Annotated in this window: 23 protein-coding genes; 15 read left to right on the top strand and 8 right to left on the bottom strand. The window is 62.5% G+C overall.

Annotated features, from left to right (window positions below; translation table 11 throughout):
• Nucleotides 1-267: 267 nt before the first annotated feature.
• Both ACUCCZ_RS08795 and ACUCCZ_RS08790 read right to left on the bottom strand, forming a co-directional pair.
• Nucleotides 268-1,464: a S1 family peptidase gene (locus tag ACUCCZ_RS08795; protein ID WP_252908462.1), complete on the bottom strand. Its 1,197-nt coding sequence runs from the start codon at nucleotides 1,462-1,464 to the stop codon at nucleotides 268-270.
• A 197-nt stretch (nucleotides 1,465-1,661) separates the two neighbouring features.
• Entirely contained in the window at nucleotides 1,662-3,092 is a 1,431-nt protein-coding gene (locus ACUCCZ_RS08790) for an L-serine ammonia-lyase (RefSeq protein WP_435917167.1), read from the bottom strand.
• 255 nt (nucleotides 3,093-3,347) lie between these two features.
• Between ACUCCZ_RS08790 and ACUCCZ_RS08785 the strand changes: the two genes are divergently transcribed.
• The 6 genes from ACUCCZ_RS08785 to ACUCCZ_RS08760 all read left to right on the top strand — a co-directional run bounded on the left by ACUCCZ_RS08785 (nucleotide 3,348) and on the right by ACUCCZ_RS08760 (nucleotide 11,187).
• Nucleotides 3,348-5,651, top strand: coding sequence for an ROK family protein (locus tag ACUCCZ_RS08785; protein WP_435917166.1), 2,304 nt, complete (start codon nucleotides 3,348-3,350; stop codon nucleotides 5,649-5,651).
• A 25-nt stretch (nucleotides 5,652-5,676) separates the two neighbouring features.
• Entirely contained in the window at nucleotides 5,677-6,972 is a 1,296-nt protein-coding gene (locus ACUCCZ_RS08780; RefSeq protein ID WP_435917165.1) for an ABC transporter substrate-binding protein, read from the top strand.
• The gene (locus ACUCCZ_RS08775; RefSeq protein ID WP_069101840.1) at nucleotides 6,972-7,931 is read left to right on the top strand and encodes a carbohydrate ABC transporter permease; all 960 of its coding nucleotides are present in this window, start codon (nucleotides 6,972-6,974) and stop codon (nucleotides 7,929-7,931) included. Before ACUCCZ_RS08780 ends, ACUCCZ_RS08775 begins: the two co-directional genes overlap by 1 nt.
• Entirely contained in the window at nucleotides 7,924-8,817 is an 894-nt protein-coding gene (locus tag ACUCCZ_RS08770) for a carbohydrate ABC transporter permease (RefSeq protein WP_004810671.1), read from the top strand. The genes ACUCCZ_RS08775 and ACUCCZ_RS08770 overlap by 8 nt, the downstream gene beginning before the upstream one ends.
• Nucleotides 8,818-8,923: 106 nt before the next feature.
• Nucleotides 8,924-9,961, top strand: coding sequence for an L-threonine 3-dehydrogenase (gene tdh / locus ACUCCZ_RS08765; protein WP_435917163.1), 1,038 nt, complete (start codon nucleotides 8,924-8,926; stop codon nucleotides 9,959-9,961).
• Between the two features lie 35 nt (nucleotides 9,962-9,996).
• Nucleotides 9,997-11,187 carry a glycine C-acetyltransferase gene (locus ACUCCZ_RS08760; protein ID WP_435917383.1) on the top strand — a complete coding sequence of 397 codons (1,191 nt, stop codon included), beginning with the start codon at nucleotides 9,997-9,999 and terminating at the stop codon, nucleotides 11,185-11,187.
• A 26-nt stretch (nucleotides 11,188-11,213) separates the two neighbouring features.
• Here the strand turns inward: ACUCCZ_RS08760 and ACUCCZ_RS08755 are convergent, their stop codons facing one another.
• From ACUCCZ_RS08755 to ACUCCZ_RS08740, 4 genes are read right to left on the bottom strand one after another with little or no spacing between them, the layout of a single operon-like run.
• Nucleotides 11,214-12,128: an ABC transporter substrate-binding protein gene (locus ACUCCZ_RS08755; protein WP_435917162.1), complete on the bottom strand. Its 915-nt coding sequence runs from the start codon at nucleotides 12,126-12,128 to the stop codon at nucleotides 11,214-11,216.
• 22 nt (nucleotides 12,129-12,150) lie between these two features.
• Nucleotides 12,151-12,846, bottom strand: a complete 696-nt coding sequence (locus ACUCCZ_RS08750; protein WP_435917161.1) for an ABC transporter permease — start codon at nucleotides 12,844-12,846, stop codon at nucleotides 12,151-12,153.
• A complete protein-coding gene (locus ACUCCZ_RS08745) occupies nucleotides 12,843-13,496 on the bottom strand; it encodes an ABC transporter permease (RefSeq protein WP_435917160.1) in 654 nt (217 codons plus the stop codon). Before ACUCCZ_RS08745 ends, ACUCCZ_RS08750 begins: the two co-directional genes overlap by 4 nt.
• Nucleotides 13,493-14,317: an ABC transporter ATP-binding protein gene (locus tag ACUCCZ_RS08740; protein ID WP_016667023.1), complete on the bottom strand. Its 825-nt coding sequence runs from the start codon at nucleotides 14,315-14,317 to the stop codon at nucleotides 13,493-13,495. Before ACUCCZ_RS08740 ends, ACUCCZ_RS08745 begins: the two co-directional genes overlap by 4 nt.
• A 125-nt stretch (nucleotides 14,318-14,442) precedes the next feature.
• On the opposite strand from ACUCCZ_RS08740, the gene ACUCCZ_RS08735 reads away from it, so the two are divergent.
• Both ACUCCZ_RS08735 and ACUCCZ_RS08730 read left to right on the top strand, forming a co-directional pair.
• The gene (locus ACUCCZ_RS08735) at nucleotides 14,443-15,273 is read left to right on the top strand and encodes a DedA family protein (RefSeq protein ID WP_036975756.1); all 831 of its coding nucleotides are present in this window, start codon (nucleotides 14,443-14,445) and stop codon (nucleotides 15,271-15,273) included.
• A 24-nt stretch (nucleotides 15,274-15,297) separates the two neighbouring features.
• A complete protein-coding gene (locus ACUCCZ_RS08730) occupies nucleotides 15,298-15,660 on the top strand; it encodes a DUF488 domain-containing protein (RefSeq protein ID WP_016667025.1) in 363 nt (120 codons plus the stop codon).
• A 9-nt stretch (nucleotides 15,661-15,669) separates the two neighbouring features.
• Here ACUCCZ_RS08730 and ACUCCZ_RS08725 read toward each other — a convergent pair whose 3' ends face one another.
• Nucleotides 15,670-16,185 carry an O-acetyl-ADP-ribose deacetylase gene (locus ACUCCZ_RS08725; protein ID WP_435917159.1) on the bottom strand — a complete coding sequence of 172 codons (516 nt, stop codon included), beginning with the start codon at nucleotides 16,183-16,185 and terminating at the stop codon, nucleotides 15,670-15,672.
• Between the two features lie 109 nt (nucleotides 16,186-16,294).
• Here ACUCCZ_RS08725 and ACUCCZ_RS08720 point away from each other — a divergent pair, with 109 nt between their 5' ends.
• Nucleotides 16,295-17,311, top strand: coding sequence for an NADP-dependent oxidoreductase (locus ACUCCZ_RS08720; protein WP_435917157.1), 1,017 nt, complete (start codon nucleotides 16,295-16,297; stop codon nucleotides 17,309-17,311).
• Between the two features lie 19 nt (nucleotides 17,312-17,330).
• Here ACUCCZ_RS08720 and ACUCCZ_RS08715 read toward each other — a convergent pair whose 3' ends face one another.
• Nucleotides 17,331-17,918 carry a histidine phosphatase family protein gene (locus ACUCCZ_RS08715; RefSeq protein WP_063279368.1) on the bottom strand — a complete coding sequence of 196 codons (588 nt, stop codon included), beginning with the start codon at nucleotides 17,916-17,918 and terminating at the stop codon, nucleotides 17,331-17,333.
• Between the two features lie 92 nt (nucleotides 17,919-18,010).
• Between ACUCCZ_RS08715 and ACUCCZ_RS08710 the strand changes: the two genes are divergently transcribed.
• The 6 genes from ACUCCZ_RS08710 to ACUCCZ_RS08685 all read left to right on the top strand — a co-directional run bounded on the left by ACUCCZ_RS08710 (nucleotide 18,011) and on the right by ACUCCZ_RS08685 (nucleotide 24,241).
• Nucleotides 18,011-18,934, top strand: a complete 924-nt coding sequence (locus tag ACUCCZ_RS08710; protein ID WP_042842943.1) for an ABC transporter ATP-binding protein — start codon at nucleotides 18,011-18,013, stop codon at nucleotides 18,932-18,934.
• Complete coding sequence (locus ACUCCZ_RS08705) at nucleotides 18,931-19,683, top strand: ABC transporter permease (RefSeq protein ID WP_063810873.1); 753 nt, start codon at nucleotides 18,931-18,933, stop codon at nucleotides 19,681-19,683. The genes ACUCCZ_RS08710 and ACUCCZ_RS08705 overlap by 4 nt, the downstream gene beginning before the upstream one ends.
• 27 nt (nucleotides 19,684-19,710) lie before the next feature.
• Nucleotides 19,711-20,817 carry a sensor histidine kinase gene (locus tag ACUCCZ_RS08700; RefSeq protein WP_063279365.1) on the top strand — a complete coding sequence of 369 codons (1,107 nt, stop codon included), beginning with the start codon at nucleotides 19,711-19,713 and terminating at the stop codon, nucleotides 20,815-20,817.
• Nucleotides 20,814-21,425, top strand: coding sequence for a response regulator transcription factor (locus ACUCCZ_RS08695; RefSeq protein WP_002549688.1), 612 nt, complete (start codon nucleotides 20,814-20,816; stop codon nucleotides 21,423-21,425). Before ACUCCZ_RS08700 ends, ACUCCZ_RS08695 begins: the two co-directional genes overlap by 4 nt.
• Nucleotides 21,426-21,864: 439 nt before the next feature.
• Nucleotides 21,865-22,779 carry a CobD/CbiB family cobalamin biosynthesis protein gene (locus tag ACUCCZ_RS08690; RefSeq protein WP_241497669.1) on the top strand — a complete coding sequence of 305 codons (915 nt, stop codon included), beginning with the start codon at nucleotides 21,865-21,867 and terminating at the stop codon, nucleotides 22,777-22,779.
• Nucleotide 22,780: 1 nt separating this feature from the next.
• Nucleotides 22,781-24,241, top strand: a complete 1,461-nt coding sequence (locus ACUCCZ_RS08685) for a cobyric acid synthase (RefSeq protein ID WP_002549709.1) — start codon at nucleotides 22,781-22,783, stop codon at nucleotides 24,239-24,241.
• Nucleotides 24,242-24,255 lie beyond the last annotated feature (14 nt).

Raw genomic sequence — 24,255 nt, 5'->3', positions numbered from 1 at the left:
GCTGGGGGTCAGGGCTGCTCCCACAGCGGGCCCCTGCACTTGAGCCCCGCAATGATCGTGGCGTCGTACCACCAGCACATCACTGCCAAGAGGATGACTTCGACAATCAAGATGATCATTATTTTCTTTGACATTTCACAGCCTCACTGGAGCCGTTGTCCAAGCATGAGCCAATTCCATTGACTTGGCCCCAGAGGGACAATACAAACAATACCATGACGACCGTTCCCAGAACCCATGCGAGAATGGTCCAGTTCTTTTCATTCTTCATCCGAGCACCAACTTGGCTTTATATGATGATTTTATGGAGCGCCAATCTGTTATGAATGTCATCGGTCCATGCAATGTGGAATTCTTGTGTCCTTGGACAATGCCTGTGACCTTGACAGTGTTTCCGAAGTTTGCGAAGACCGTTCCCCCGGAGTCTCCGGGGCGCGATGTAGTTCCTCCTGTAAGGGCAATGACATTTCGAACGCATTTGCTGCCTGTTGGTGTCCAGCCACACGTATTTGCATTGTACATATGAACTTGGTTTCCGCAGTTTTCACCGCTGGTGATACCTACAAAACAGACGCGGTTGCCAACGCCGGCAGTTGGAAAGTATTCCCCGCGCACCGGTTTGGTTTTTGTTGATTGATTGCCTCCAGTAAAGATGCTGGCGGAGTATGTTGATCCAGAAATGAATTCTGCATCGACATTTGGGTAGGTGTACGAATGGGTGACGGTTCCGGCGTATGAGCCAGATCCGGTCAGGACTCGTTGTCTCAAGTTGAAGCAGTGTGCCGCTGTGAAAACCCCTCTGGTTCCCTTGGTGTTCGTTGCCACGATTCCAGACGTACAGCTGAATTTTGATGTCTTCAGCTTTCCGCCTCCTCTGACGGGAGTTCCCATCGTTAGGCGGCCCTTGGTTGGGCTTCCGGATGATGGAAAAACTTGGTGTGTGTCAGATGGTAGCTGGGCGGCTATTTGGTTTGCGATGTCCGGGTCAGCGTAGACGACGATCTTATCTAATGAAGGCTCGTACATGTATGCGATGAAGTCATTTTCGTGTGCTGTGTTGGTGTAACTATTCTCTACGTCAATCAGTCCGCTTTCTAGAGACTTCTTGGTGAATTGAGATGATATTTCATTTACATGAAAATTCGATATCTGATCGGCGAGTGATTTTTCGGATGTGCCGTCTGGCGGTGTGGTGTCTGTCGCTGCTCGTTCTGTGGCTGCAATGGACGGGCTCATCTTGGGGTAGGAGGTGACGGCTCCGTGGATAGTTGCAATGGTTATGGTTCTGTTGGTTGTATCAACGACATAGGGAAAGCCATTTTTCATGGCGTCAATTAACTGAGTGCTCGCGGGCTGTGTCATCTCACTCGGGGGCGGGGATGCGTTGGTCTTTGGTGCTAGTGCAGCACTGATAACCAACACCCCCGCTACGGCCGCAACTGTTGTCTTTCGTCTGCTGGGCATCGTGTCCTTCCTCTCCAACAGAGCACGACATCAGGTTGAGCAGGCAGATCGTCCTTGCTCAATCTAGGCGCTGGGTGATGCCATCACGCTACTGCGGTGCCCCAGCTATTGATACGGTGCATCGCGTTTTCTTAGGAGATTTTCATTTCTCTTGGACAATTTTAGGGATGCGCGTCAAGAATTGATGTGCGCAGTCGTCAGCACTCGACGATATTGACCGCGAGGCCACCCCGTGCCGTCTCCTTGTATTTCACCTTCATGTCGCGCCCGGTCTCCATCATCGTCTTCATGACCTGATCCAGGCTGACGATCTGGGAGCCGTCACCTGCCATGGCCAGACGGGCGGCCGTCACGGCCTTGATAGCACCCAGGGCATTGCGCTCGATACACGGAATCTGAACCAAGCCACCGACGGGATCACAGGTGAGACCAAGGTGGTGCTCGAGACCGATCTCGGCGGCGTTGCAGACCTGGGCAGGCGTCCCGCCCATGACCTGAGCCAGACCGGCCGCCGCCATGGAACATGCCACGCCAACCTCGCCCTGGCAGCCCACTTCAGCTCCCGAGATGGACGCCGACTGCTGGTAGATCTCGCCGATGGCCCCGGCAGCCAGCAGGAAGTCGACGATGAGGTCGTCGTCACCGGTGTTGACGCCGGGAGTACCCGAGTCAATGTCGGAACCGGGGGAGAGGAACTTCACCGCAAAGTGCAGACAGGACGGGATGATGCCGGCTGCGCCATTGGTGGGAGCGGTGACGATACGACCACCCGCGGCGTTTTCCTCATTGACCGCCAAGGCCCACACCGTCAGCCAGTCGACTGATCCGAAGGGTTCTGGCTTGCCTGGGGTGATGCGCTCCCGGGTAGCGAGATCGCGGTGCATCTTCATGGCGCGGCGACGCACGTGCAGTCCACCTGGGAGAACGCCGGAGCGGGAACAACCACGCTCGACGCAGGCGTGCATGACGGCCCAGATGTCCAGGAGTTCGCCGCGCACGTGTTCCTCGTCGCGGACAGTCATCTCATTGGCCATGGTGACCTCGGGGATGCTCATCCGGTAATCAGAGCACTGTTCCAGCAGTTCCTTGCCTGTCTTGAAGGGGTAGGGGACCGGAGCCGAGTCACGGACGATGGCGGGATGCTCGTCCTCACCGTGTTCGACGACGAAGCCACCGCCGATGGAGTAGAAGGTGCGCTCGGCGACGACCTCCTGACCCGACCACGCCGTGAATGTCATGCCGTTGGGATGGAAGGGCAAGGACCGGTTGCGATGCAGGATGAGGTCCGTCGTCACGTCGAAGGAAATCTCCCGGCCGTCATGGATGGCATCGAGGGTGATGCGGCCGCTGTTGGCGATAGTGGCGGCCCTAGCTGGGGTCTGGTCGGTGTTGACGGTGGCGGGGTCTTCTCCTTCCAGGCCCAACAGGACGGCGGCCTCGGAGCCATGTCCGTGCCCGGTCGCCCCCAGGGAACCGAAGAGTTCGGCGCACACCCGGGTGACCTCGGGCCACACCGGTGATTGAGCCAGATCAGTCACGAAGATCTGTGCGGCTCGCATCGGGCCGACGGTGTGGGAACTGGATGGGCCAATGCCCACCTTGAAGATGTCGAAAACACTGACTGCCACGGCATTGATTTTGCCAAAGACCGAGGCGCAATGTCAGTGAAGCACAATGATGCCGTGGCACTGGGTTGTCCGCCGCTGAAGGGGCCACCGCAAGGCATCGTGATGACGAGTTCCGACAAACCCCTTGACCAACTCGCCGTGGTGGTCCATTCTCTTTCCAACAAGAATTGAAACCATGTTTTGAAATATGCCTTTACAAGGATCGTGAGGGCATGGACCCACGGTGACCTTGGTCGCGGAGAAGGAGTGGTGACGGTGGCGAAGCGTGATCGACGCAGTGAGAGAGCCGACGACATCCTGCTCGAACTGCGTGCCGGAGAGGCCATGAGCGCGGCCGATCTCGTCGAGGGCACCGGGTTGTCACGTCCGACCGTCATCTCAATCCTCAATGACCTCGAGTCGTCCGGATGGGTGGTCCGTGGCACCTCCGATGGTGGCGGTCTGGGGCGCCCTGCCTCGGTGTGGTCGTTGGGTGAGGACGTCGGAATCGTCATCGGGGCCGACATCCTCGTCGACTCGATGCTCCTGGTGGCGGCCACTTTCGGCGGGACGATCCTCGACGCCCGTAGTTCTCGGCTCGACCAGCACCGACCCGAAGCCCGTCTCGACACCGTCGTGAGCGCGATCGAGTCATTGCGAGATGCGTGCGGGGACAAGGGGCCGTTGCTGCACCTGGCGGTCTCGACGACGGGCGTCATCGACGGCGATGGTCGCATCGTGCGAAGCGACCTCGTGCCGCAGTGGACCGGGTTGGACTTGGGCCGAACGCTCTCCCGGCGCCTTGATGTCCCGGTCACCGTCGACAACGACATCAACATGGCTGCTTATGGCGAGTTCTGCCAGCGTCGTCAGCGCGGTCGCCTCGACACCGATGCTGACATGCTCCTGGTGCGGATGACCCGCGGACTGCACACCGGACTGGTCCTCGACGGACAACTGCATCGCGGACGTACCTGGAACGCCGGTGAGATCAGCGACGTGCTCGATCTTCGCCTGGACGGCGACGAGATGCCCGACGACGACTGGATCGATCGAGCAGCCCTGACGACCGGTTCGGTCGCGGCCGTCATCGACCCGGACGTCATCGTCATGTCTGGACCCACGAATGCGTCGGTCACGGTGATTCGCCGCATCATCGCTCGGCTCATGGCTCGGCGTCCTCTCGACTCGGAGGCGATGACCGCCGAGGTCGAGGAATTGGGGCAGGCTGCATCGGTCGTCGGGGCCCTCAACACCGCACTGGAACTGGTGACGAGGAAGGCCCTCGGTACCGGACACCCGCATCCCGTGGCCTTGCGTGGCATGGCCAAAGTCGTTTCCGAAGTCGAGAAAGGACAGCACAGCGTCATGACGACAACCCATCGAGAAGGACACACTGGCGATCGCATGAGGGTAGGCGTCGTCGGCGTCGGCGCGCGCTCGCGCCTGGCTCTCAACGCCGAGCTGGAGGGCAACGACGGCCTCGTGACCGCTGTCTGCGAGCCCCATCACCTGGCCCGCGAGCGGGTGGCCGACCGGCTCGGGAAGGACCCCGACTCCATCACGATCACCTCTGACGTTGCCGGGCTCATCGCATCGGGAATCGACGTCGCTTTCGTCACCTCCCCTGACGACACCCATGCCGAGGTCACCTGTCAGCTGTTGGAGGCGGGGATCCCGGTGTACCTGGAGAAGCCCCTGGCCATCACGATGGATTCGGCGACCAAGGTTCTCACCACCGCCTACGAGACCGGGACGAAGCTCTACGTCGGTCACAACATGCGCCACATGAACGTCGTGCGGTCGATGCGCGATCTCATCCGCTCTGGCCGGATCGGCGAGGTCAAGGCCATCTGGTGTCGTCACTTTGTCGGGTCGGGCGGTGACTTCTACTTCAAGGACTGGCATGCCACTCGCGAGCATGGCACGGGTCTGCTGCTGCAGAAGGCTGCCCACGACATCGACGTTATGCACTGGTTCGCCGATTCCCACACCACTGACGTCGTCGGGATGGGCGGGCTCACCCTCTACGACCGGATCACTGATCGTCGCGACAATTCTGACCAGCTCATGGGCGACTGGTACTCCCTCGACAACTGGCCTCCGCTGACCCAGAAGGGACTCAACCCGGTCATCGACGTCGAGGACATCTCGATGATGCTCATGCGGATGGAGTCCGGCGTCTTCGCGTCCTACCAGCAGTGCCACTACACCCCGGACTACTGGCGCAACTACACCGTCATCGGCACGGAGGGGCGCATCGAGAACTTCGGTGACGGTGAGGGAGGTGTCATTCGACTGTGGAACAAGCGAACCCACTACAACGCCGACGGTGATGAGACCGTCCCGATCATCGGGGACGCCAATGGACACGGTGACGCCGACGTGTTGACCGTCACCGAGTTCCTCAACTTCGTGAGGAACGGAACCCGTACGGATACTTCGCCGTTGGGCGCCTGGTATGCGGTCGCAGCGGGGATCGAGGCCACTGAGTCGTTGCGTCAAGGGTCGACGCCGCGCCAGGTGCCGACGCTGGACGAGGGGATCGTCCAATACTTCAACAACAACCAGGTCAAGTGATCACAACGAGACAGAGAGGTCAATCATGGATCGCAGAGGTTTCATCATGGGAGGGGCGGCCCTCGCCACCCTGACCATCGCCGGATGCTCGTCGTCGAGCAAGAACGACAAGACGGACGTCTCGCCAAGCGTCGACTCGAACACGTCCGCTGAGCTGACCCTGGCCTACTGGGACAAGAACCAGACGAAGACGATCGAGGAGAACCTCAAGTCCTTCGCCAAAAAGTACCCGAACATCAAGGTCAAGACGAACCTGGCCGGGTTCAAGGATTACTGGAACAAGCTGCGCACCCAGGCCCAGGGCAACGAGCTTCCCGACGTGTTCTGGATGAACGGTCCCAACATCCAGCTGTACGCCGCCAACGGTATGCTCGCCCCGATCGACAAGATCACGGATGCCGGCGTGAAGTGGTCGGACTACCCGAAAGCCCTTGTCGACCTCTACACCTACGAGGGCAAGCATTACGGAGTGCCGAAGGACTTCGACACCATTGGCGTCTTCTACAACAAGAAGATCTTCAAGGAGGCCGGAGTCGACTTCCCGACCGCTGACTGGACCTGGGACGACTTCCACAACAAGGCCAAGAAGATCTCCGACTGGGGCAAACCCAGGGGCATCTACGGATGTGCGACCACCATAAACGGCGACGGACAGGGCACTTATTACAACACGATCGCCCAGGCCGGTGGTTACGTCATCAAGGACAACAAGTCCGGATTCGACGACCCCAAGAGCATCGAAGGACTGCAGTGCTGGGCTGACTGGGTCAAGGATGGATCGGTCGCTTCCCCGAAGGTCGTCACTGACACCAAGCCGTCCCAGATGTTCAAGAGCGGCAAGTCCGCCATGTTCTGGACTGGTGACTGGACGGCCTCCGAGCTAGCCGAGGAGTTCAGGGGCAAGGAGGACGACTACGACGTCATCGACCTGCCTAAGAAGGAAAAGAAAGGCACCATCATCCACGGTCTCGGATGGGTTGCCTCCGCCAAGAGCGAGAACAAGGCAGCAGCCCTAGCCCTCATTGCTCACATGTCAGGCAAAGAGAGCCAGGAGGTCGAGGCGAAGAACGGCACCGCCATCCCAGCCTTTAACGGAACTCAGGACGCGTGGATCAAGAGCTACCCGAAGTGGAACTGCAAGATGTTTGTCGCCGCCGCGACGAGCTACGCCGTGACTTACCCGGTTAGCCGTAACACCGACGCCTGGGTCAACCGTGAGGCTGATTTCCTCAACCCGGCCTTTGCCGGCGAGACCCCGGTGCCTCAGGCTGCCAAGAAGCTGGCAGCCTTTATGAACGACGCTCTGAGCAAGGAGAAGTGATGCCACGGCCCGGTGTGCGAGGCAGTCAGGCGGCTGCCTCGCCCTCCGGGTCGGGATCCCACCGGCCCGGACGACCAAATCCGACGAGCGTCGGAGCGTGGCCCATCCTCTTCATCGGTCCGCTCATGCTCGGCATCGCGGTGTTCTACTACTGGCCCATCGTCAAGAACATCGTCGCCTCGGTGCAGCAGACCAATGCGTTCGGAGGAAATCCCGAGTTCGTCGGACTGCAGAACTACAACGACCTGTTCTCGAGTCCTGATCTGGGCTCGGCGATGCTCAACACTTTGCTGTATACGCTCATCGTCCTGCTGGGGATCCCACTGTCGGTCATCATCGCGTCGATGATTGAACTGCCAGGCCTGAAGTTCAAGGGGTTGTATCGAGCGCTGTACTTCATGCCTTACCTGGCCATGCCGATGGCTGTCGCCCAGGTCTGGAAGATCGTGTACAACGGCCAGTTCGGTCTCCTCAACCAGATACTTCGTGGACTTGGTGCAAGCAATCCTCCCTATTGGCTCGTCACCCCGGGATGGGCGCTGTTCGCGGTTGCCCTGTTCGGGCTGTGGGCATCCATTGGTTTCAACGTCATCATCTTGTCGGCAGGTCTGAAATCGATTCCTCGAGAGTTGTACGAGGCCGCATCCATTGACGGTGCCTCGAGATGGCGCCAGTTCCGGTCAATCACGGTTCCGCTGTTGTCACCGTCGATCTTCTTCCTGGTGATCATGACGACGATCAGCGGATTCCAGCTCTTCGATGCCTTATACGCCATGATCGGTACCGGCAATCCGGCTGAGCCCAGAACGAGGTCCTTGGTGTCCCTGTTCTACCGGGAGGCCTTTGTCAACAACGACCAAGGGGTAGGCGCTGCGATCGCCATTGTCATCTTCCTCTTGGTCGCCATCGTCACCTTCATTCAGTTCCTGGGTCAGAAGAAGTGGGTCAACTATGTCTGAGATCACGCAGGCTGGCGAGGGCTTGAGTGAGCAGGAGATCGACCAGCTCGTCAAGAAGGGCGACCGAAACTCCCAGAAAGGCCTGGTTGGCGTCCACATATTACTGATCATTGGCGGCATCTTCATGGTGTTCCCGTTCGTCTACCAGGTGCTCATGTCCTTGTCGACGAACGCTGAGATTCAGGCCGTTCCGCCCAAGTTCATCCCGGACGAGTGGCAGTTCAAGAACTATGCCGACGTTTTCACGAGGTTGCCATTCCTCAAGCAGTTCGGTGTCTCGGTGACGATCACCGTCCTGCGAACCGTCGCGCAGTTGATCCTGTGCGCCATGGGTGGATACGCCTTCGCCCGGATGAAATTCGGAGGCAAGTCCATCCTTTTCGGGTTCGTGCTGGCCATCCTCATGGTGCCCGGACAGTCCTATCTCATTGGCCAGTACCAGATCATTCGTGACCTTGGCCTGCTGGAGACCCCGTGGGGCATCGTGTTGCCAGGTTTCTTCTCGGCCTTCGGCGTCTTCCTGATGCGGCAGTCGTTCATGAGCCTGCCCGTCGAGTTGGAGGAAGCAGCCCGCCTTGACGGGTGCAATCCGTGGCAGACCTTCTGGCGAGTCATGGTCCCCGTCGTCAAGCCAGGCTTGTTCGCCGTCATGATTACGACCGTGTTGTGGTCCTGGAATGACCTGCTGTGGCCACTCATCGTGACCACGCGGGAGGAATCCATGCCGTTGAGCGTGGGTATAGCCACCTTGGCCGGACAGCACTCCAGCGAGTTCGCCCTCATGATGGCCGCCTCCGTGATGGCCATGGCACCGATCTTCCTGCTGTTCTTCTCGATGCAGAAGAGGGTCATCGAAGGGCTGGCCAGCTCGGGTTTGAAGGGCTGAGCCCCGGAGTTCACCACCCGACGTGCAGCACTGTTCGGGTAGTGGCACAGTTGTGTCGTCACAAAGATGTGGTTGAGGGGGTCACGCCCCGGAAAGGTGAGGGGCCATGAAGGCCTTGGCGAAGACCCGGCCGGAACCGGGGCTTGAACTCATTGACATTCCCGACCCGACCCCGGGGCCGAACGATGCCGTCGTCAAGGTGTTGCGCAGTGGTATCTGCGGCACCGACGTACACATCGACAAGTGGGACGGATGGGCTTCCAAGACGGTGCACACCCCGCTGGTCCTCGGACACGAGTTCTGCGGCGAGATCGTCGAACTCGGTTCAGAGGTCAATGACCTGGAGATTGGCCAGTTCGTCTCCGGTGAGGGCCACTACGTCTGCGGGCGCTGCCGGGCCTGCCTGGCCGGCAAACGACACCTGTGCCGCAATACCCAGGGCATCGGATATGCCGTTGACGGGGCCTACTGCCAGTACTTCGTGATGCCAGCCAGCAACATCTGGGTCCATCACATCCCGAACCTCGACCCTGATGTCGCGGCGATCTTTGACCCCTTCGGTAATGCCGTTCACACGGCGTTGCAGTTCCCCTGCTTGGCTGAGGACGTCCTCGTCTCGGGAGCCGGGCCCATCGGGATCATGGCGGCCCTTGTCGCTCAGTTCCAGGGGGCGCGTAACGTCGTCGTCACCGACCTATTCGACGAGAGACTCGAATTGGCCCAGAAACTCGGCCTGGACAACACCGTCAATGTCTCCTGTGAAGGGCTGGAGACGGTGTGGAACCGCGTCGACATGAAGGAGGGCTTCGACATCGGCCTGGAGATGTCCGGGTCGGGTGCCGCGTTGACCTCCATGATCGACAACATGACTCATGGTGGCCGTATCGCCCTGCTGGGAACCCCGAGCCGGGGCATCACCCTCGACATGGCCAAGATCATCTTCAACATGATCACGATCCAGGGAGTCACCGGTCGTCAGATCTTCGAGACCTGGTACACCATGGCCTCCCTCATCCGTTCCGGTCTGGACATCTCCGGGGTCATCACGGACCGATTCCCCATCACGGAGTTCCGCGAGGCATTCGACGTTGCCGGCTCGGGGCATGGCGGCAAGGTCGTCATGAACTGGGAATGCCTCGACTGACGAACGAAGGAAGGACAAGCACCATGTACGGATCCATGAAGGACGAACTCAGCGCCAAGATCACAGCCCTCAAGGAGGAGGGGCTGTACAAGGCAGAGGCCCCGTTGACCGGCCCGCAGTCGGGCGAGATCACCGTCGACGACGGACGCGAGGTCATCAACCTGTGCGCCAACAACTACCTCGGTCTGGCCGACTCCCCGGTGCTCATTGACGCGGCCAAGAAAGCCCTTGACGAGTGGGGCTTCGGTATGGCCTCGGTGCGATTCATCTGTGGCACCCAGACGTTGCACCACAAGCTGGAACGGGCCATCACCGAATTTCTGCACCCCGACGACCCTGACGACTGGGACACCGTGCTGTACTCGTCCTGCTTCGACGCCAACGGTGGTCTGTTCGAGGTGTTGCTGGGACCCGACGACGCCATCATCTCTGATGAGCTCAACCACGCCTCGATCATCGACGGTGTCCGGCTGTGCAAGGCACAGCGTTTTCGCTATCGCAACCAGGACATGGCCGACTTGGAGACCCAGCTCAAGGACGCCCGGGCCAAGGGTTGCACGCACATCATGGTTGCCACCGATGGGGTCTTCTCCATGGACGGTTTCGTCGCCCCGCTACCGCAGATCTGTGATCTTGCCGAGAAGTACGGCGCGATGGTCATGGTCGACGACTCCCACGCCGTCGGATTCGTGGGCGAGACCGGTGCTGGCACGCCGGAGCGCTGGGGAGTCCGCGAACGTGTCGACGTGCTCACCGGCACCCTCGGCAAGGCGTTGGGGGGAGCCTCGGGTGGCTACACCTGCTCCCATCGCGAGGTCGTCGAGATGCTGCGTCAGAACTCGCGTCCCTACCTGTTCTCCAACTCGCTGGCACCGTCGATAGCCGGTGCTGCCCTGGCAACCCTGGAGCTGCTCAAGTCGAGCTCCGACCTGCTGGATCGTCTGCGCGACAACACCGCGTACTTCCGTGCCGAGATGACCAAGCGTGGATTCGACATCCCGGAATCGGATCATCCGATCTGCCCGGTCATGATCGGTGACGCCGTCAAGGCCGCGAAAATGGCTGATTCCATGCTGGCCAAGGGCATCTACGTCCGCGCCTTCAGCTACCCGGTGGTTCCCCGCGGCAAGGCCCGTATCCGTACCCAGATGTCTGCTGGGCTCACCCGTGAACAGCTCGACAAGGCCATCAAGGCCTTCGAGAAGGCTCGCGAGGAGATCGGCTGAGAATCCTCCAGGGGAGGGGCTGGCGATCAGGCCAGCCCCTTCGTGTCCAACCAATCCTTGGCAATGGTTGACGCCGAGGCCTTCTCCTCCCCCTGAGCTCGCTGGTTCATGGTGATGAGATCGTCGGTGGTCAGCGACTTCGAGACCCTGGCCAGCTGATCGCGGGCCTTGTCGTTGACCTTTGTGTTCATCAGCGGGACGACGTTCTGCGGCACGACGAGGTGTTTGGGGTCCTTCAGGACGACGAGGTTCTGTTCCCTGATCGCCGGAGTCGTCGTGTAGAGGTCGACGAGGTCGACCGTTCCCGACGTCAACGCCTTGACGGTGAGCGGGCCCGAGGAATCCGAGAGGGCGGTGAACTTGATCTTGGATGCCGGAACCCCGTACTCCTTCGTCAGCCCCGTGGGGCCGTAGGGGCGTTCCTTGAGCTCAGGATTTCCACCCACCTTGACGGTGTCCAGCGTGGCCAGATCTGCCAGGGACGTGACCCTGTGCGCAGTGGAGAACTCGGAGGTGACGCACCAGGAATCAGCGTCCTGAGCCGCTGATGGTTCGCCCAGCGACATGCCCGACGGCACCGTCTTGCGCAGGGCAGACATGACGGACTCCTCGTCAGAGGCCGTCAAGGACCCCTGGAAGAACTGAAGGAGATTCCCGGAGTATTCCGGGACGAGGTCGATGGAGCCGTCCTTGAGCGCCTTGACGTAGACGTCGCGGGCGCCGATCTGCATCCGACGTGTGACGGTGACGCCGGCTTTCTCGAGGGCCTGGGCGTAGACCTCGGCGATGATCTCGGACTCGGTGAAATTCGCCGAACCGACAGTCACACCTGCTCCGCCGGAACCGGAGTCGTTCGACGCGAGAGGATCGTGGGAGGAACACGCCGCCAGGCCGGTCAGCAATGCTGCTGTGACCAGTGTTCGGCGAGTCATCGTGGTCATGCTTGCTCCATTCGACGAGGGGTCACTGTGGGTTGAGGGCCAGGGCGTGTCGTACACCTGAACTGGTGAGTAGACGCGTTGCCAGCGCGAGCAGGCCGTCGATGACAAGGGCCAGTCCGATGATGACGATGGACCCGGCGAGCATCTGCGGGTAATCGGAGACCGCCAGACCGTCAAGGACAAGACGTCCAAGACCACCCATACCCAGGTACGAGCAGATGGTCGTCGTCGCGATGACCTGCAGGGTGGCCGACCTCAACCCGCCCAGCAGCAGGGGAGCAGCCAGCGGCAACTCGACGCGGCGCAGGACCTGCATCCCGGTCATGCCGCAGGCTCGAGCTCCGTCAGTCACCTCGTCGTCGACGGCTTCAATCCCGGAGTAGCTGCCGGCCAGCAGGGGCGGGATCGCCAAGATCGCCAGCACGATGGTGGCCGGGACGATGGGACGCTCGATTCCCATCGTCGTCGAGATGGCCAGCAAGGTGAGCAGCCCGAGGGACGGCAGTGCGCGCAGAGCCCCTGAACAGGTCACCGCGACGGTCCTTCCGCGGCCGGTGTGGCCAATCGCCAGACCAGCGGGGATCGCGATGACCGAGGCGAGGAGGATGGCCAACAGGGTGTACCAGAGATGCTCGCCGATCCGGACCCCGATGGCTCCTGGGCCACTCCAGTGCGACGAGGTTGCCAACCAGGTGAAAGCGGCTGCAATCTGATTCATGTCGTCACTTCCTTGCGACGCTGCCACGGCGTCAGCAAGCGACCGACGACGACGATGATGAGGTCGAAGACAATCGCCAGGAGGAGGGTTCCGATGACCCCGACCCAGATCTCGGTCGGGAAGGAACGCTGATAGCCGTCGGTGAAGAAGTAGCCCAGAGAGGGGACCCCGATGAGGGCACCGACGCTGACCAAGGACAATGTGGACGCCGAGACCACCCGCATTCCCGCGGTGAGGGCGGGTACTACCAGTGGCAGGGCCACCCGCCAGAAAACCTGGGGATCGGAGTGCCCCACGGCGATGGCGTCACGACGCACCGAACGTCCCACCGAGTCGAAGGCGTCGGTGGCTGTTCTCACCAACAGGGCGATGCCGTAGAGGGTGAGGGCGACGATGACATTGATCGGATCGAGGATCTTCGTGCCGAGGATGAGCGGTAACAGGACGAACAGTGGCAAGGAGGGAAGGGCGTACAGGATGGAGGCGCCGGGTACCAGGAGGCGGCGTGCGGTCCGAGAGCGGTGCGCCCACCACCCCAGCGGGACTGACAGCACGAGGCTCACGACCACCGGAATGATGCCGAGCACGGCATGGTGGCTCGTCAATTGCCAGATTTGGTCCCGGTTCTCGTCGATCCACCGGGTGTTCATGAGTTCTCCTCGGGAGTTCCCGTGAGACGACCGACGAGTCGGCCACCGGCGTCGACGACGGTGGGAGGCTCGTCGCGCAGTTCGACGTGGAGACTGCGACGATCTCCACCGATGAAGGAGGAGACGAAGTCGTCGACGGGGTGGAGCAGGATCTCATCGGGGCGGCCCCGCTGGGCGACCTGGGCACCGCGTCTCAGCACGAGGACCTCGTCGCCGAGCAAGAAGGCCTCGTCGACGTCATGGGTGACGAATACGATCGTCTTGGCGAGATCCTCCTGGATACGTAGAAGACCCTGCTGCAACTCGGCACGCACCACCGGATCGACGGCGCCGAAGGGCTCGTCCATGAGGAGGATGTCAGGGTTGGCGGCAAGGGCCCGGGCCACTCCGACCCGCTGGCGCTGACCGCCGGACAGCTGGGTGGGGTAGCGGCGGGCCAACGAGGAGTCCAAGCCGACCCTCTCCAACAGATCCATGGCCCGCGACTGGGCAGCGCTCCGAGAAGTCCCGGAGAGAAGCGGCACTGTGGCGATGTTGTCGACCACGGTTCGGTGGGGGAGCAACCCACCCGATTGCATGACGTATCCGATCTGACGACGCAGCTTGACCGGATCAACCGTGGCGACGTCGGTGTCGTCGATGAGTATTCGGCCCTCGGACGGATCGACCATTCGGTTGACCATCCTCAGCAGGGTGGTCTTTCCGCATCCGGAGGACCCTAACAAGACGACCAGGTGGTGGGATTCCACCTTCAGGTCAAAATTCTCGACGGCGACAGTGTCCTCGTCGAAACGCTTGCTGACGTGGTCGAAACGGATCATGCGGTCCTTCCCCGCCCGGCCAGTTCGCGTGTGCTGTGGGTGACGCCGGTTGAGAGATCACGCTACCGTCCGTACGAGGTTAGGAGAAGTGTGTTCCCCTCTCGGCAGACATCGCAGCTGCAGGACTGTCACCTGCACTGGGTATCCTCGACGGCGTGCAGGACGAGATGAGTACTGCGGCTGCGGGGGAGAAGGATTCCTTCGCCGTTGCCGCCACCGCCCTTGCCGCGGCCGAGAATGAACTGGAGAGGTCCGCCGCCGGTAACGACTCCGCCGAGGACGAGGAGTGGTGGAAGGCCGAGGGCATGCCCTGGAACCACAAGCCAGGCCGCTCCGATTACTGGTGCATGGGGTGGATCGGCTTCCTTGGCATCTTCTCGTTGGCCATGCTCCCGCTGCGTGGTTGGCTGCTCGGCCTTGATCCGCCGATCCTCGTGGGGCTCACGGGATCCCGTACCGGTGCAGCGGCGACCGGAGCTCTGGCATCGGTCAATCAGGCCCCGCACTGGCTGTGGTGGTTGCTGTTGGGCTCGATCATGTCGATCAAACTTGACTGGGTCTACTGGTGGGCCGGAAAGCTGTGGGGCCGAGGGATGATCGAGGTCTGGGCCGGACGATCCGAGCGGTCCCGACGCCGTTACGACCAGGCGGAGAGGTGGGCTCGCAAGCTCGGCTGGCTGGGTGTTCTCGTCGCCTATGTGCCGATTCCGTTGCCGATCATGCCGGTGGTCTTCGTCCTGACGGGTGCCTCCGGGATGAAGGTGAAGTGGTTCGTCGCGCTGGACTTCGTCGCCGCCACAGTCTGGAACCTGGGCTACCTCACTCTGGGGTGGGGAGTCGGTGATCCCATCGTTGACGCACTGAAATACTATGCGAAGATTGCGAACTGGGTGGCCATCATCCTGCTCGTCGTCATCCTCGCCCCCCTCTTCTTCAAGTCCAAGAAGAAGGCTTGATCCCGGCGTGACACAGTGGAAGGCATGACAACCTTCCGCGCAGTGAATATCCGTGACGACCTCAAGGCGGGCCCGGCCAAGGGATATCGGGTCCTCGTTGATCGCATGTGGCCGCGAGGGGTCAAGAAGGACGATGCTGAGCTCGATGAGCGTCGCACCGATCTGGCCCCTTCCTCGGAACTGCGCACCTGGTGGAACCACGACGCTGACCGGTTCGACGAGTTTGCAGGCCGTTACGAGGCTGATCTCGACGAGTCGGGAGCAGCGAAGAAGTTCGTTGACGAGTGCGCCGACCACGACGAGGTGATCCTGCTCTTCGGTGCCGGCGACCGCGAGGTCAACCACGCCGTCGTGTTGGAGCGAATCCTCAACGATCTGGCTGGATGAGAATTCCGATCATCCGTTTCCAAGGGCGCAGCGGTATCCCGCTTCGGCCTCGGCGTTGAAGGCGACGAGGTAGATCGTCTCCACCGAGGTGTCGGTCTCCTTGCATGTTTCGACGGCGATGCGGGTGGCCTCGTCCATGGGATAGCCGTACACCCCTGCCGAAATCGTCGGGAAGGCGACGGTTTTCGCACCGATCTTGTCAGCCACCTGCAGGGACGTGCGGTAGCAGGAGGCGAGCTGGTCAGACTTGTCGATGGTCTTCGCCCAGACCGGACCGACGGTGTGGATGATCCACTTGGCAGTCATCTTTCCCGCGGTGGTGGCCACCGACTGCCCCGTGGGTAGGCCGTCGGGCAGGGTGGTCTCGCGGAGCTTGCGACAAGCCGCCGACAACTCAGACCCTGCAGCCCGGTGGATGGCGCCATCGACCCCTCCGCCGCCAGCCAGCCGACGGTTCGCCGCATTGACGACGGCGTCGACATCGAGAGTGGTGATGTCAGTGCGAAGGACCCTGATCTCGGCCATGACCCCATTGTGCATGACCGGCGATCACCCTCCGCGGAATCTGCTGGTCTGGTGGCATGAGGCGTGCGATGGTCGAGATGTTGACCGGCGTCGAGAGAGGAACACTCCCATGAGCACCACCCATCTGACTTCCACCCGCGCTGTCCATCTCGCATCCCGACCACACGGTGCACCGACCGAGGACAATTTTCGCATCGAGGAGATCCCCCTTCCCGAGCTGGCCGACGGGCAGATCCTCGTCGCCAATGAGGTGATGTCGGTCGACCCGTACATGCGCGGCCGGATGAACGACGTCAAGTCCTACGTGCCACCATTCCAGGTCGACCAGCCCCTCGACGGCGGAGCGGTCGGCACCGTCATCGCGTCGCGCAGCGAAGGCATTCTGGAAGGGATGCACGTCGTCCACCAGCTCGGATGGCGTGAACACGCGGTTCTTGACGCCTCCGATGCGAGGGCCATCGACGTCGACATCGCACCCGCCTCGGCCTACCTTGGTGTTCTGGGCATGACCGGGCTCACCGCTTACGCGGGTCTGACCCGCGCCGCGGAGATGAAGGCCGGAGATGCCGTCTTCGTCTCCGGCGCCGCCGGGGCCGTCGGCTCGATGGTCGGCCAGTTGGCAGGCCTGCTCGGGGCGACTCGGGTCATCGGCTCTGCCGGCACCGATGCCAAGGTTGCCCGACTGCGTGACCTTGGTTTCGACGCTGCTTTCAACTACCACGACGGCCCGGTGACCGACCTGCTCGGGCAGGCCGCTCCCGACGGCATCGACGTCTACTACGACAACGTCGGGGGAGACCACCTGGAGGCCGCCATCAACCACCTCAACACCGATGGTCGCGTGGCCATGTGTGGGGCGATCTCCCAGTACAACTCCGTCGAGCCGCCGTGTGCCCCGCGCAATCTGGGGCTGGCCATCGGCAAGCGGCTGACGCTGCGGGGTTTCGTCATCGCCAAGTACGCCGAGGAAGTCCGTCCGGAGTTCCAGCAGAAGATGGCCCAGTGGTTGGCCAACGACGAGATCCACTGGGACGAGACCTACCGGGATGGCCTCGACGTGGCGCCCAAGGCCTTCATCGACATGCTCGAGGGTGCCAACACCGGGAAGATGCTCGTGAGACTGTGAGATTCCCCGGCACGGAATCTCACAGGTTCGGAAGGCTCTCCACCAGCTCGTGCAGGTCGAGATCCCGGTACATGACGATCCCATTCGTCAGCGCGAGGGAGTAGTCGCAGTCACGGTGGGTGCCTCCGGACAGGGCCGACAGCATGACGCGCAGGGTGTCCCCGTGACTGACCATGACGACGGCCTCGGGGGGATTCTGGGCAAGCTCGTCCAACAGATCGCGACAGCGTCGCCAGACGTCGAGAAGTGACTCCCCGCCACCCCAGCCGACCTCGGCAATGTCGGCATCCTCGGGGATCGGCATCTCGTGCAGTTCACTGGACAGCTTGCCCTCCATGTCACCCAAGTACTGCTCCCGCAGCCGGGCGTCAGCCTGAGGTGTCGACCCGATCGCGCAACCCACACGTTGAGCGGTCTGCAGGGCACGTTTCTGGTCCGAACTCAGCAGTGCGGTGTGACGAGGCACCAATACGGCGACCTTCCGTCCGGCCTCACCGGCCTGACGATGGCCTCTCCTGGTCAGGGGGACCTCCATCGTCTGTCCCTGGACGCGGTGCTCCAGGTTCCAGGTGGACTGGCCGTGGCGTACCAGGACGATTCGAGTCATTGCCGTAGCCTAACCCCCCATGACGAATGTCATGGCGAAGTCGTGACGCCGGACCATGGGCGGAACCACGCCTGGTGGGGTGTCATGGAGGCATGAACGAAACAGCGGTGGTCGTCGAGGATCTCGTCAAGGCCTTCCCTGCCAAGGGAGGACACCTGACGGCCGTCGACCACATCAATTTCACCATCAAGCAAGGGGAGGTTGTCGCCTTCCTCGGCCCCAACGGCGCCGGCAAGACGACAACCATCGACATGTTGTTGGGGATCACCGACCCGACCTCCGGCCGAGTCGAGTTGATGGGCCGGAACGCCGAGGAGGGGGCCCGATCCGGCCGGGTCTCGGCGGTACAACAGACCCGTGGCCTGCTCGACAACTTCACTGTCCACGAGACCCTGCGAGTCATCGGATCGACCTTCAAGCTCCCGCGCTCCCGGATCGATGAGCAGATGCGGGTCTGGGAGCTGGAGGATTTCGCCTCCCGGAAGGTCGGAAAGTGTTCAGGCGGTCAGCAACAGCGGTTGCGCTTCGCCCTGGCGATGCTGCCCGATCCGGATCTCCTGGTTCTGGACGAGCCGACGATGGGTCTCGACGTCGATGGACGGCGTCACTTCTGGGCCCAGATGCACAAGGCCGCTGACGACGGCCGCACCATCATCTTCGCCACCCACTACATTGCCGAGGCGGACGAGTTCGCCGACCGGGTCATCCTCATCAACCACGGCCGCATCATCGCAGACGGACCGATCGCCGAGATCCGTGCGTCGGTCTCCGGTTCGACGGTGACCGTCGTCTGGCCCGACGTGGATCCCGCGACCCTCGATCGCCTGCCCTACGTCAACCACTACGACATCAAGTCCGACACCGTCACCTTCACCACCGACGACTCCGACGAGTTGGTGCGCCATTTGCTCAACCACACCGAGGCCCACGACGTGCTGGTCGCCCGCACCACTCTGGAGGACGCATTCCTCTCACTCACCAGCGAGAGCATCGACCGGGCGGAGAGTGCCTCATGAACATCACCTACTCCCTTCTCGACATCCGGCGGATGGTTCGCACCCCGTCGATCATCATCTTCGCCTTCGTCATGCCGGTCGCGATGTACGTGCTCTTCGGTGCAATCCAGGACTACGGCACCATCCTGGTGGCACATGGAAACGTCAATGCCGCGGTGATGGCGTCGATGGCCCTCTATGGCACTGCCACCGCCGCCTCAGGTCTGGGGTCGTCGTCGGCTCTGGAGCAACAGGCGGGATGGGGACGGCAGCTGGCGACCACCCCGATGACCCAGTGGAACTACCTCGTCACCAAGATCGTCTCGATCCAGGTCGTCGCGGCCGTGCCGGTGGCCCTCGTGCTGCTCGTCGGCGCCCTCTCGGGTGCGCGTATCGACGGCATCGGATGGCTGTGGACCTTCCTCCTGGCATGGGTGTGCTGCGTTCCCTACACCATCTTCGGTCTTGGAATGGCGATACTCATCCGCAACGAGAACGCTGCCTCCCTGGTGTCCTTCTTCGTGCTGGCCTTCGCTTTTCTCGGCAATGTCTTCATGCCCTTGGGCGGGTTCATGCTCAAGCTCTCCCGCTTCACCCCGCTGTGGGGTGTCAACCTGCTGCCGCGGTGGCCGATCATGGGAGGATACGAGATGACGACCCAGGGGCCGGTCGAGGTCGACCTCTTCCGTGCCATCATCAGCGCAGTGGCGTGGGCTGTTGTCTTCGTCGTGTTGGCATGGCTGGTCTCCCGCCGTCACAGGGACTGCTGAGAGGCCAGTTGGGAGGAGAACAGGCCGATGCGCAAACGCTCCAGACGCTCGCTGTCGATATGGGGCGCGCGCGGGACGCAGACCTTGTACGCCGGGATTTGGACGATCTTCCTTGCTTACCCCATCGAGCACATAGCTGCCAACCCCGAGCTCGTGAGGTCCCAGCGGGTCACCGGGTTCGTCCTCATCGGCCTCTTCGTGCTGGTCTACCTGTTGGGATTCTGGCTGGGGGTCGACACGCTGGAGACCTGGCTCTCGCGACGTTGGATGCCTCGCTGGCCCTGGGCATTTCTGGCCGTGATATGCCTGCTCAACGGCGGGGTGGCCCTCGTCGATCCGCCGGCGGCCGTCGAGATGTTCGCCTTTCCGCTGGCCTTCACCCTCTTCCTAATGTCGACATCCGCAGTCCTGATGATCCTCGTGCTCGAGGTCGCCGCGCTGTTGGTGGCCCGGATCATCGACGACCAGCGACAGTGGTGGCTCATCGGACTGCCGTCAATGGCCATGATTCTGCTGGCCGGATGCATCAGTCGGGTGTGGAGCAACAACCGACTCGAGCAGAACAAGCAGCACAAGATCGAGGCCACCTATGCCGAGCGGGAGAGGATCGCCTCCGACGTCCATGACCTTCTCGGCCAGAGCCTGACGGTGATCTCCATGAAAGCCGAACTCATCGGCAAACTCATCGACATCAACCCGGAGGCTGCCAAGGAACAGGCAGCGGACACGCACAACCTGACTCGCGAGGCCCTGGCGCAGGTTCGAGGCCTGGTCAGTGACCTCAACGAGGCTGACCTGGACTCCCAACTCGCCACCGCGGCGACAGCCCTGACGACAGCTGGCATCTCCCTTCGGGTCCGCGACGAGCGGACCGGTGAGTCCGACCATGACGCCGTGTGGGGATGGGTGGTGCGTGAGGCCGTCACCAACATCATCCGCCACTCTCAGGCCAGGTGCTGTTGGATCGATCTGTCCGACGACCGGATGTGCATCATCGATGACGGCATCGGTGTCGGCGACGCCGAGGAAGGTTCCGGTCGGGCGGGGATGAGGCGTCGGGTCGAGGGCGTCGGTGGGCAGCTGGACATCGGTTCGGGGGACAATGGTCGGGGAACCAAGGTGGTGGTGTTATGACCGACGAGTCGATCAAACTCGTTCTCGCCGATGATCAGGCCTTGGTACGCGGTGCCCTTGTCGCTCTGCTCTCCCTGGAACCCGACATCGAGGTGGTCGGCCAGTGCAGTCGTGGCGACGAGGTCGTCCTGACGGTTGAGAAGACCCGTCCCGATGTGCTGCTGCTCGACATCGAGATGCCCGGAATGGACGGCATCGAGGTGGCGGACCGCTTGGCTGGGGCTGACGTCAAGATTCTCATCGTTACCACCTTCGGACGCCCCGGGTACCTGCGCCGGGCGATGGATGCCGGGGCGGCGGGATTCGTCGTCAAGGACACCCCGGCCTCCGAACTGGCCCAGGCAGTGCGCAAGGTTCATCAGGGAGGCCGCGTCATCGACCCATCCTTGGCCGCGGAGTCCCTGCTGGAGGGGTACAACCCGTTGACGGAGAGGGAGCGAGGTGTGTTGCGGGAGGCGGAGTCGGGGGAGCCGATCGCCGTCATCGCGAGGAAGCTCTCCCTGTCGACCGGAACGGTCCGTAACCACGTGTCCTCAGCGATCGCGAAGACCAACAGCGTCAATCGGGCCCAGGCAGTTGCCGAGGCCAGGAGACGCGGCTGGTTGTGAAGGCGGAGGTGCTCCCAGCTTTTGGAACCACCGATTGTCCAGGTCCGTGGCAGGCAGTTCAAGGAGGCACCGTGAAAGCGCCCGACACCCACTCCCCGCGTCGAACCAACACCAAACCTCCGACTCGTGGCTGCTCGTGTGGTGCGGTCCCGGTGCCCGTCACCACATGCCGTCAACCCAGAGCCCCGCATGAGGTGTCGGTCGGCTCCTGCTGGATTGGGCCGCACTGGTCGGTCCTTTCGTGGGGCGGGTACCAATCCCCTCTGGACCCTTCATCAGCGACTCCTCTCCTCATCAGTCCGGGCCGCTGCTCTAGGGTGTGGGCATGCTGTGTCATCGTGACCGTCGTCGTGGGCTCGGGTTGGCCGCCCGGGCAGTGGGGCTGGGAGTAGGTGTCGTCGCCGATCGGTTGTTCGGTGATCCGCAGGAACACCACCCGGTGGCGGTCTTTGGCAATGCCGCCGCTGCCCTCGAGAAGCGTGACTGGGCCGACTCCGTCGCGCGTGGCGGTGCTCATGTGGCTGCATGTCTCGTCCCTCTGGCCCTGTTGGGGGCAGGGGTCGAGAAGGTCACCGCGAAACACCCGATGCTGCGCGTGATCACGACGGCTGCGACGACCTGGGCGGTCATCGGGGCGACCTCGCTGGCCGACGAAGGTCAGCGAATGTACGTCCGGCTCGACGAGGACGACCTGGCCGGGGCCCGCGAGCAGCTGTCCCACCTGTGCTCCCGTGACGCCGACCAGCTCGACGAGCCGGAACTGGCTCGGGCGACCGTGGAGTCCATGGCCGAGAACACCGCCGACGCCGCCGTGGCATCCCTGTGGTGGGGAGCCGTGGCCGGAGTACCGGGAATGCTGGTACATCGAGGGGCGAACACCCTCGATGCCATGATCGGACACCACAACGAGCGTTACGAGAACTTCGGGAAGGTTGCCGCCCACCTTGACGATCTGCTGGATCTCCCTGCCGCCCGGCTGACCGGACTGTTCGCCTGCCTGCTGGCGCCCACCGTCGGGGGAGACCGGCGTCGGGCAGTGCAGATCATGATGCGTGATCATGGCCATCACCCCAGTCCGAACGGGGGATGGTGCGAGTCGGCCTGGGCGGGCGCCCTCGGGGTGCAACTGGGCGGACGCAATGTCTACTACGGCAATCGTCACGAGGATCGTCCCCTGCTGGGAGACGGCGCACGCCCGGACGGTCGGAAGGTCGCGGACGCTGCCGACCTCGTCACCGGGGTCACCGGGATGGCGACGGCTGCCGCCTGCCTCGGCGTAGCGGCCATCGCCCACCTCAGGTTCTACGGCGGCATCCTGCCTCGTCGTTACGACTCGAGCGCGAAGGAGAAGTGAGATGAGTGGAATCCTCGTCGCCGGAACGTCTTCTGACGCCGGGAAGTCGCTGGTCGTCACTGCCCTCTGCCGGGCCGCGTGGCGTCGTGGGATCGACGTCGTTCCTTACAAGGCCCAGAACATGTCGAACAATTCGATGGTCTGCCCCGACGGGTCCGAGATCGGCCGGGCGCAGTACCTGCAGGCCAGCGCCGCCAGGGTGACTCCGGAATCAGCCATGAATCCGGTGCTGCTCAAACCTGGCACCGATCGTCGCTCCTTCATCGTGCTGCGTGGCACGCCGGGAGGCGTGCTGGAAGCGGGACAGTACGCCACCGGACGACGTCACCTCGCGGAAGCCGCATGGGCCGCCTACGACGAGCTCTCCGCCGCCCACGACATGGTCATCTGCGAGGGTGCGGGCTCCCCGGCCGAGATCAACCTGCGTGCCGGTGACTACACGAACATGGGACTGGCAAGGGAGAAGAGCCTGCCGGTGGTGCTCGTCGGGGACATTGACCGCGGCGGGGTGCTCGCCAGCCTCTTCGGCACCTGGGCGCTGCTCGACGACGCGGACCGTTCCCTGCTGGCCGGGTACGTCATCAACAAATTCCGCGGTGATGAGTCCGTTCTCGCTCCTGGTCTGGAAGAGATCACTCGTCGCACCGGAATGCCGAGTTTTGGGGTGCTGCCCTGGGTCCCCGAGGTGTGGCTCGACGGTGAGGATGCGTTGGAGGTGGGACGCTGGCGTCACGACGGGAACTCCGTTTCCACCGACGATCTGCGGGTTGCCGTCGTCCGGCTGCCGAGAATCTCCAACGCCACCGATGTCGACGCCATGGCCGCCGAGGCCGGGGTCGACGTCCAGGTGACGACCAACCCCAACACCTGCGAACTGGCCGACGTGCTCGTCCTGCCCGGATCGCGGTCCACCGTGCGTGATCTGGAGTGGCTGAGGTCCACCGGAATCGCTGAGGTCGTGGCCCGCCGTGCCCGTCAAGGTCGCACTGTGCTGGGCATTTGTGGCGGCTACCAGATGCTCACCCGCCTCATCCTCGACCCCGAGGGTCAGGAATCGCCGACCGAGCGAACCGAGGGACTCGGGCTACTGCCGGTCGAGGTGACCTTCGGTGCCGACAAGACCCTGGCCATCCCGAGCGGATCCTGGCGGGGGATCGAGGTCGGCGGCTACGAGATCCATCACGGCCGAATGGATGTCGACCTGTCGGCGGGGGAGCCCTTCCTCGACGGAGTCCGCGTCGGAAGTGTCTGGGGGACGATGTGGCATGGTGCCTTCGAATGTGACGATTTCCGGCGCGCCTGGCTGGCCGAGGCTGCCGAGCATGCCGGATCGGCGTGGCGCCCGGTGGAGGGTGCCATCGGGTATGGGCAGCGCCGCGAGCAGATGATCGACGTGCTGGCCGACGCCGTTGAGGAGCATCTCGGTCTTGACCGTCTGTTCTCCCTGGCAGGCGGGAGCTGACCCCGGCCGTGTCG

The organism is Cutibacterium nasicola (assembly GCF_052654715.2).
Note: the sequence above shows the minus strand (reverse complement) of the source record. Positions and strands in the feature narration are given on the sequence as shown.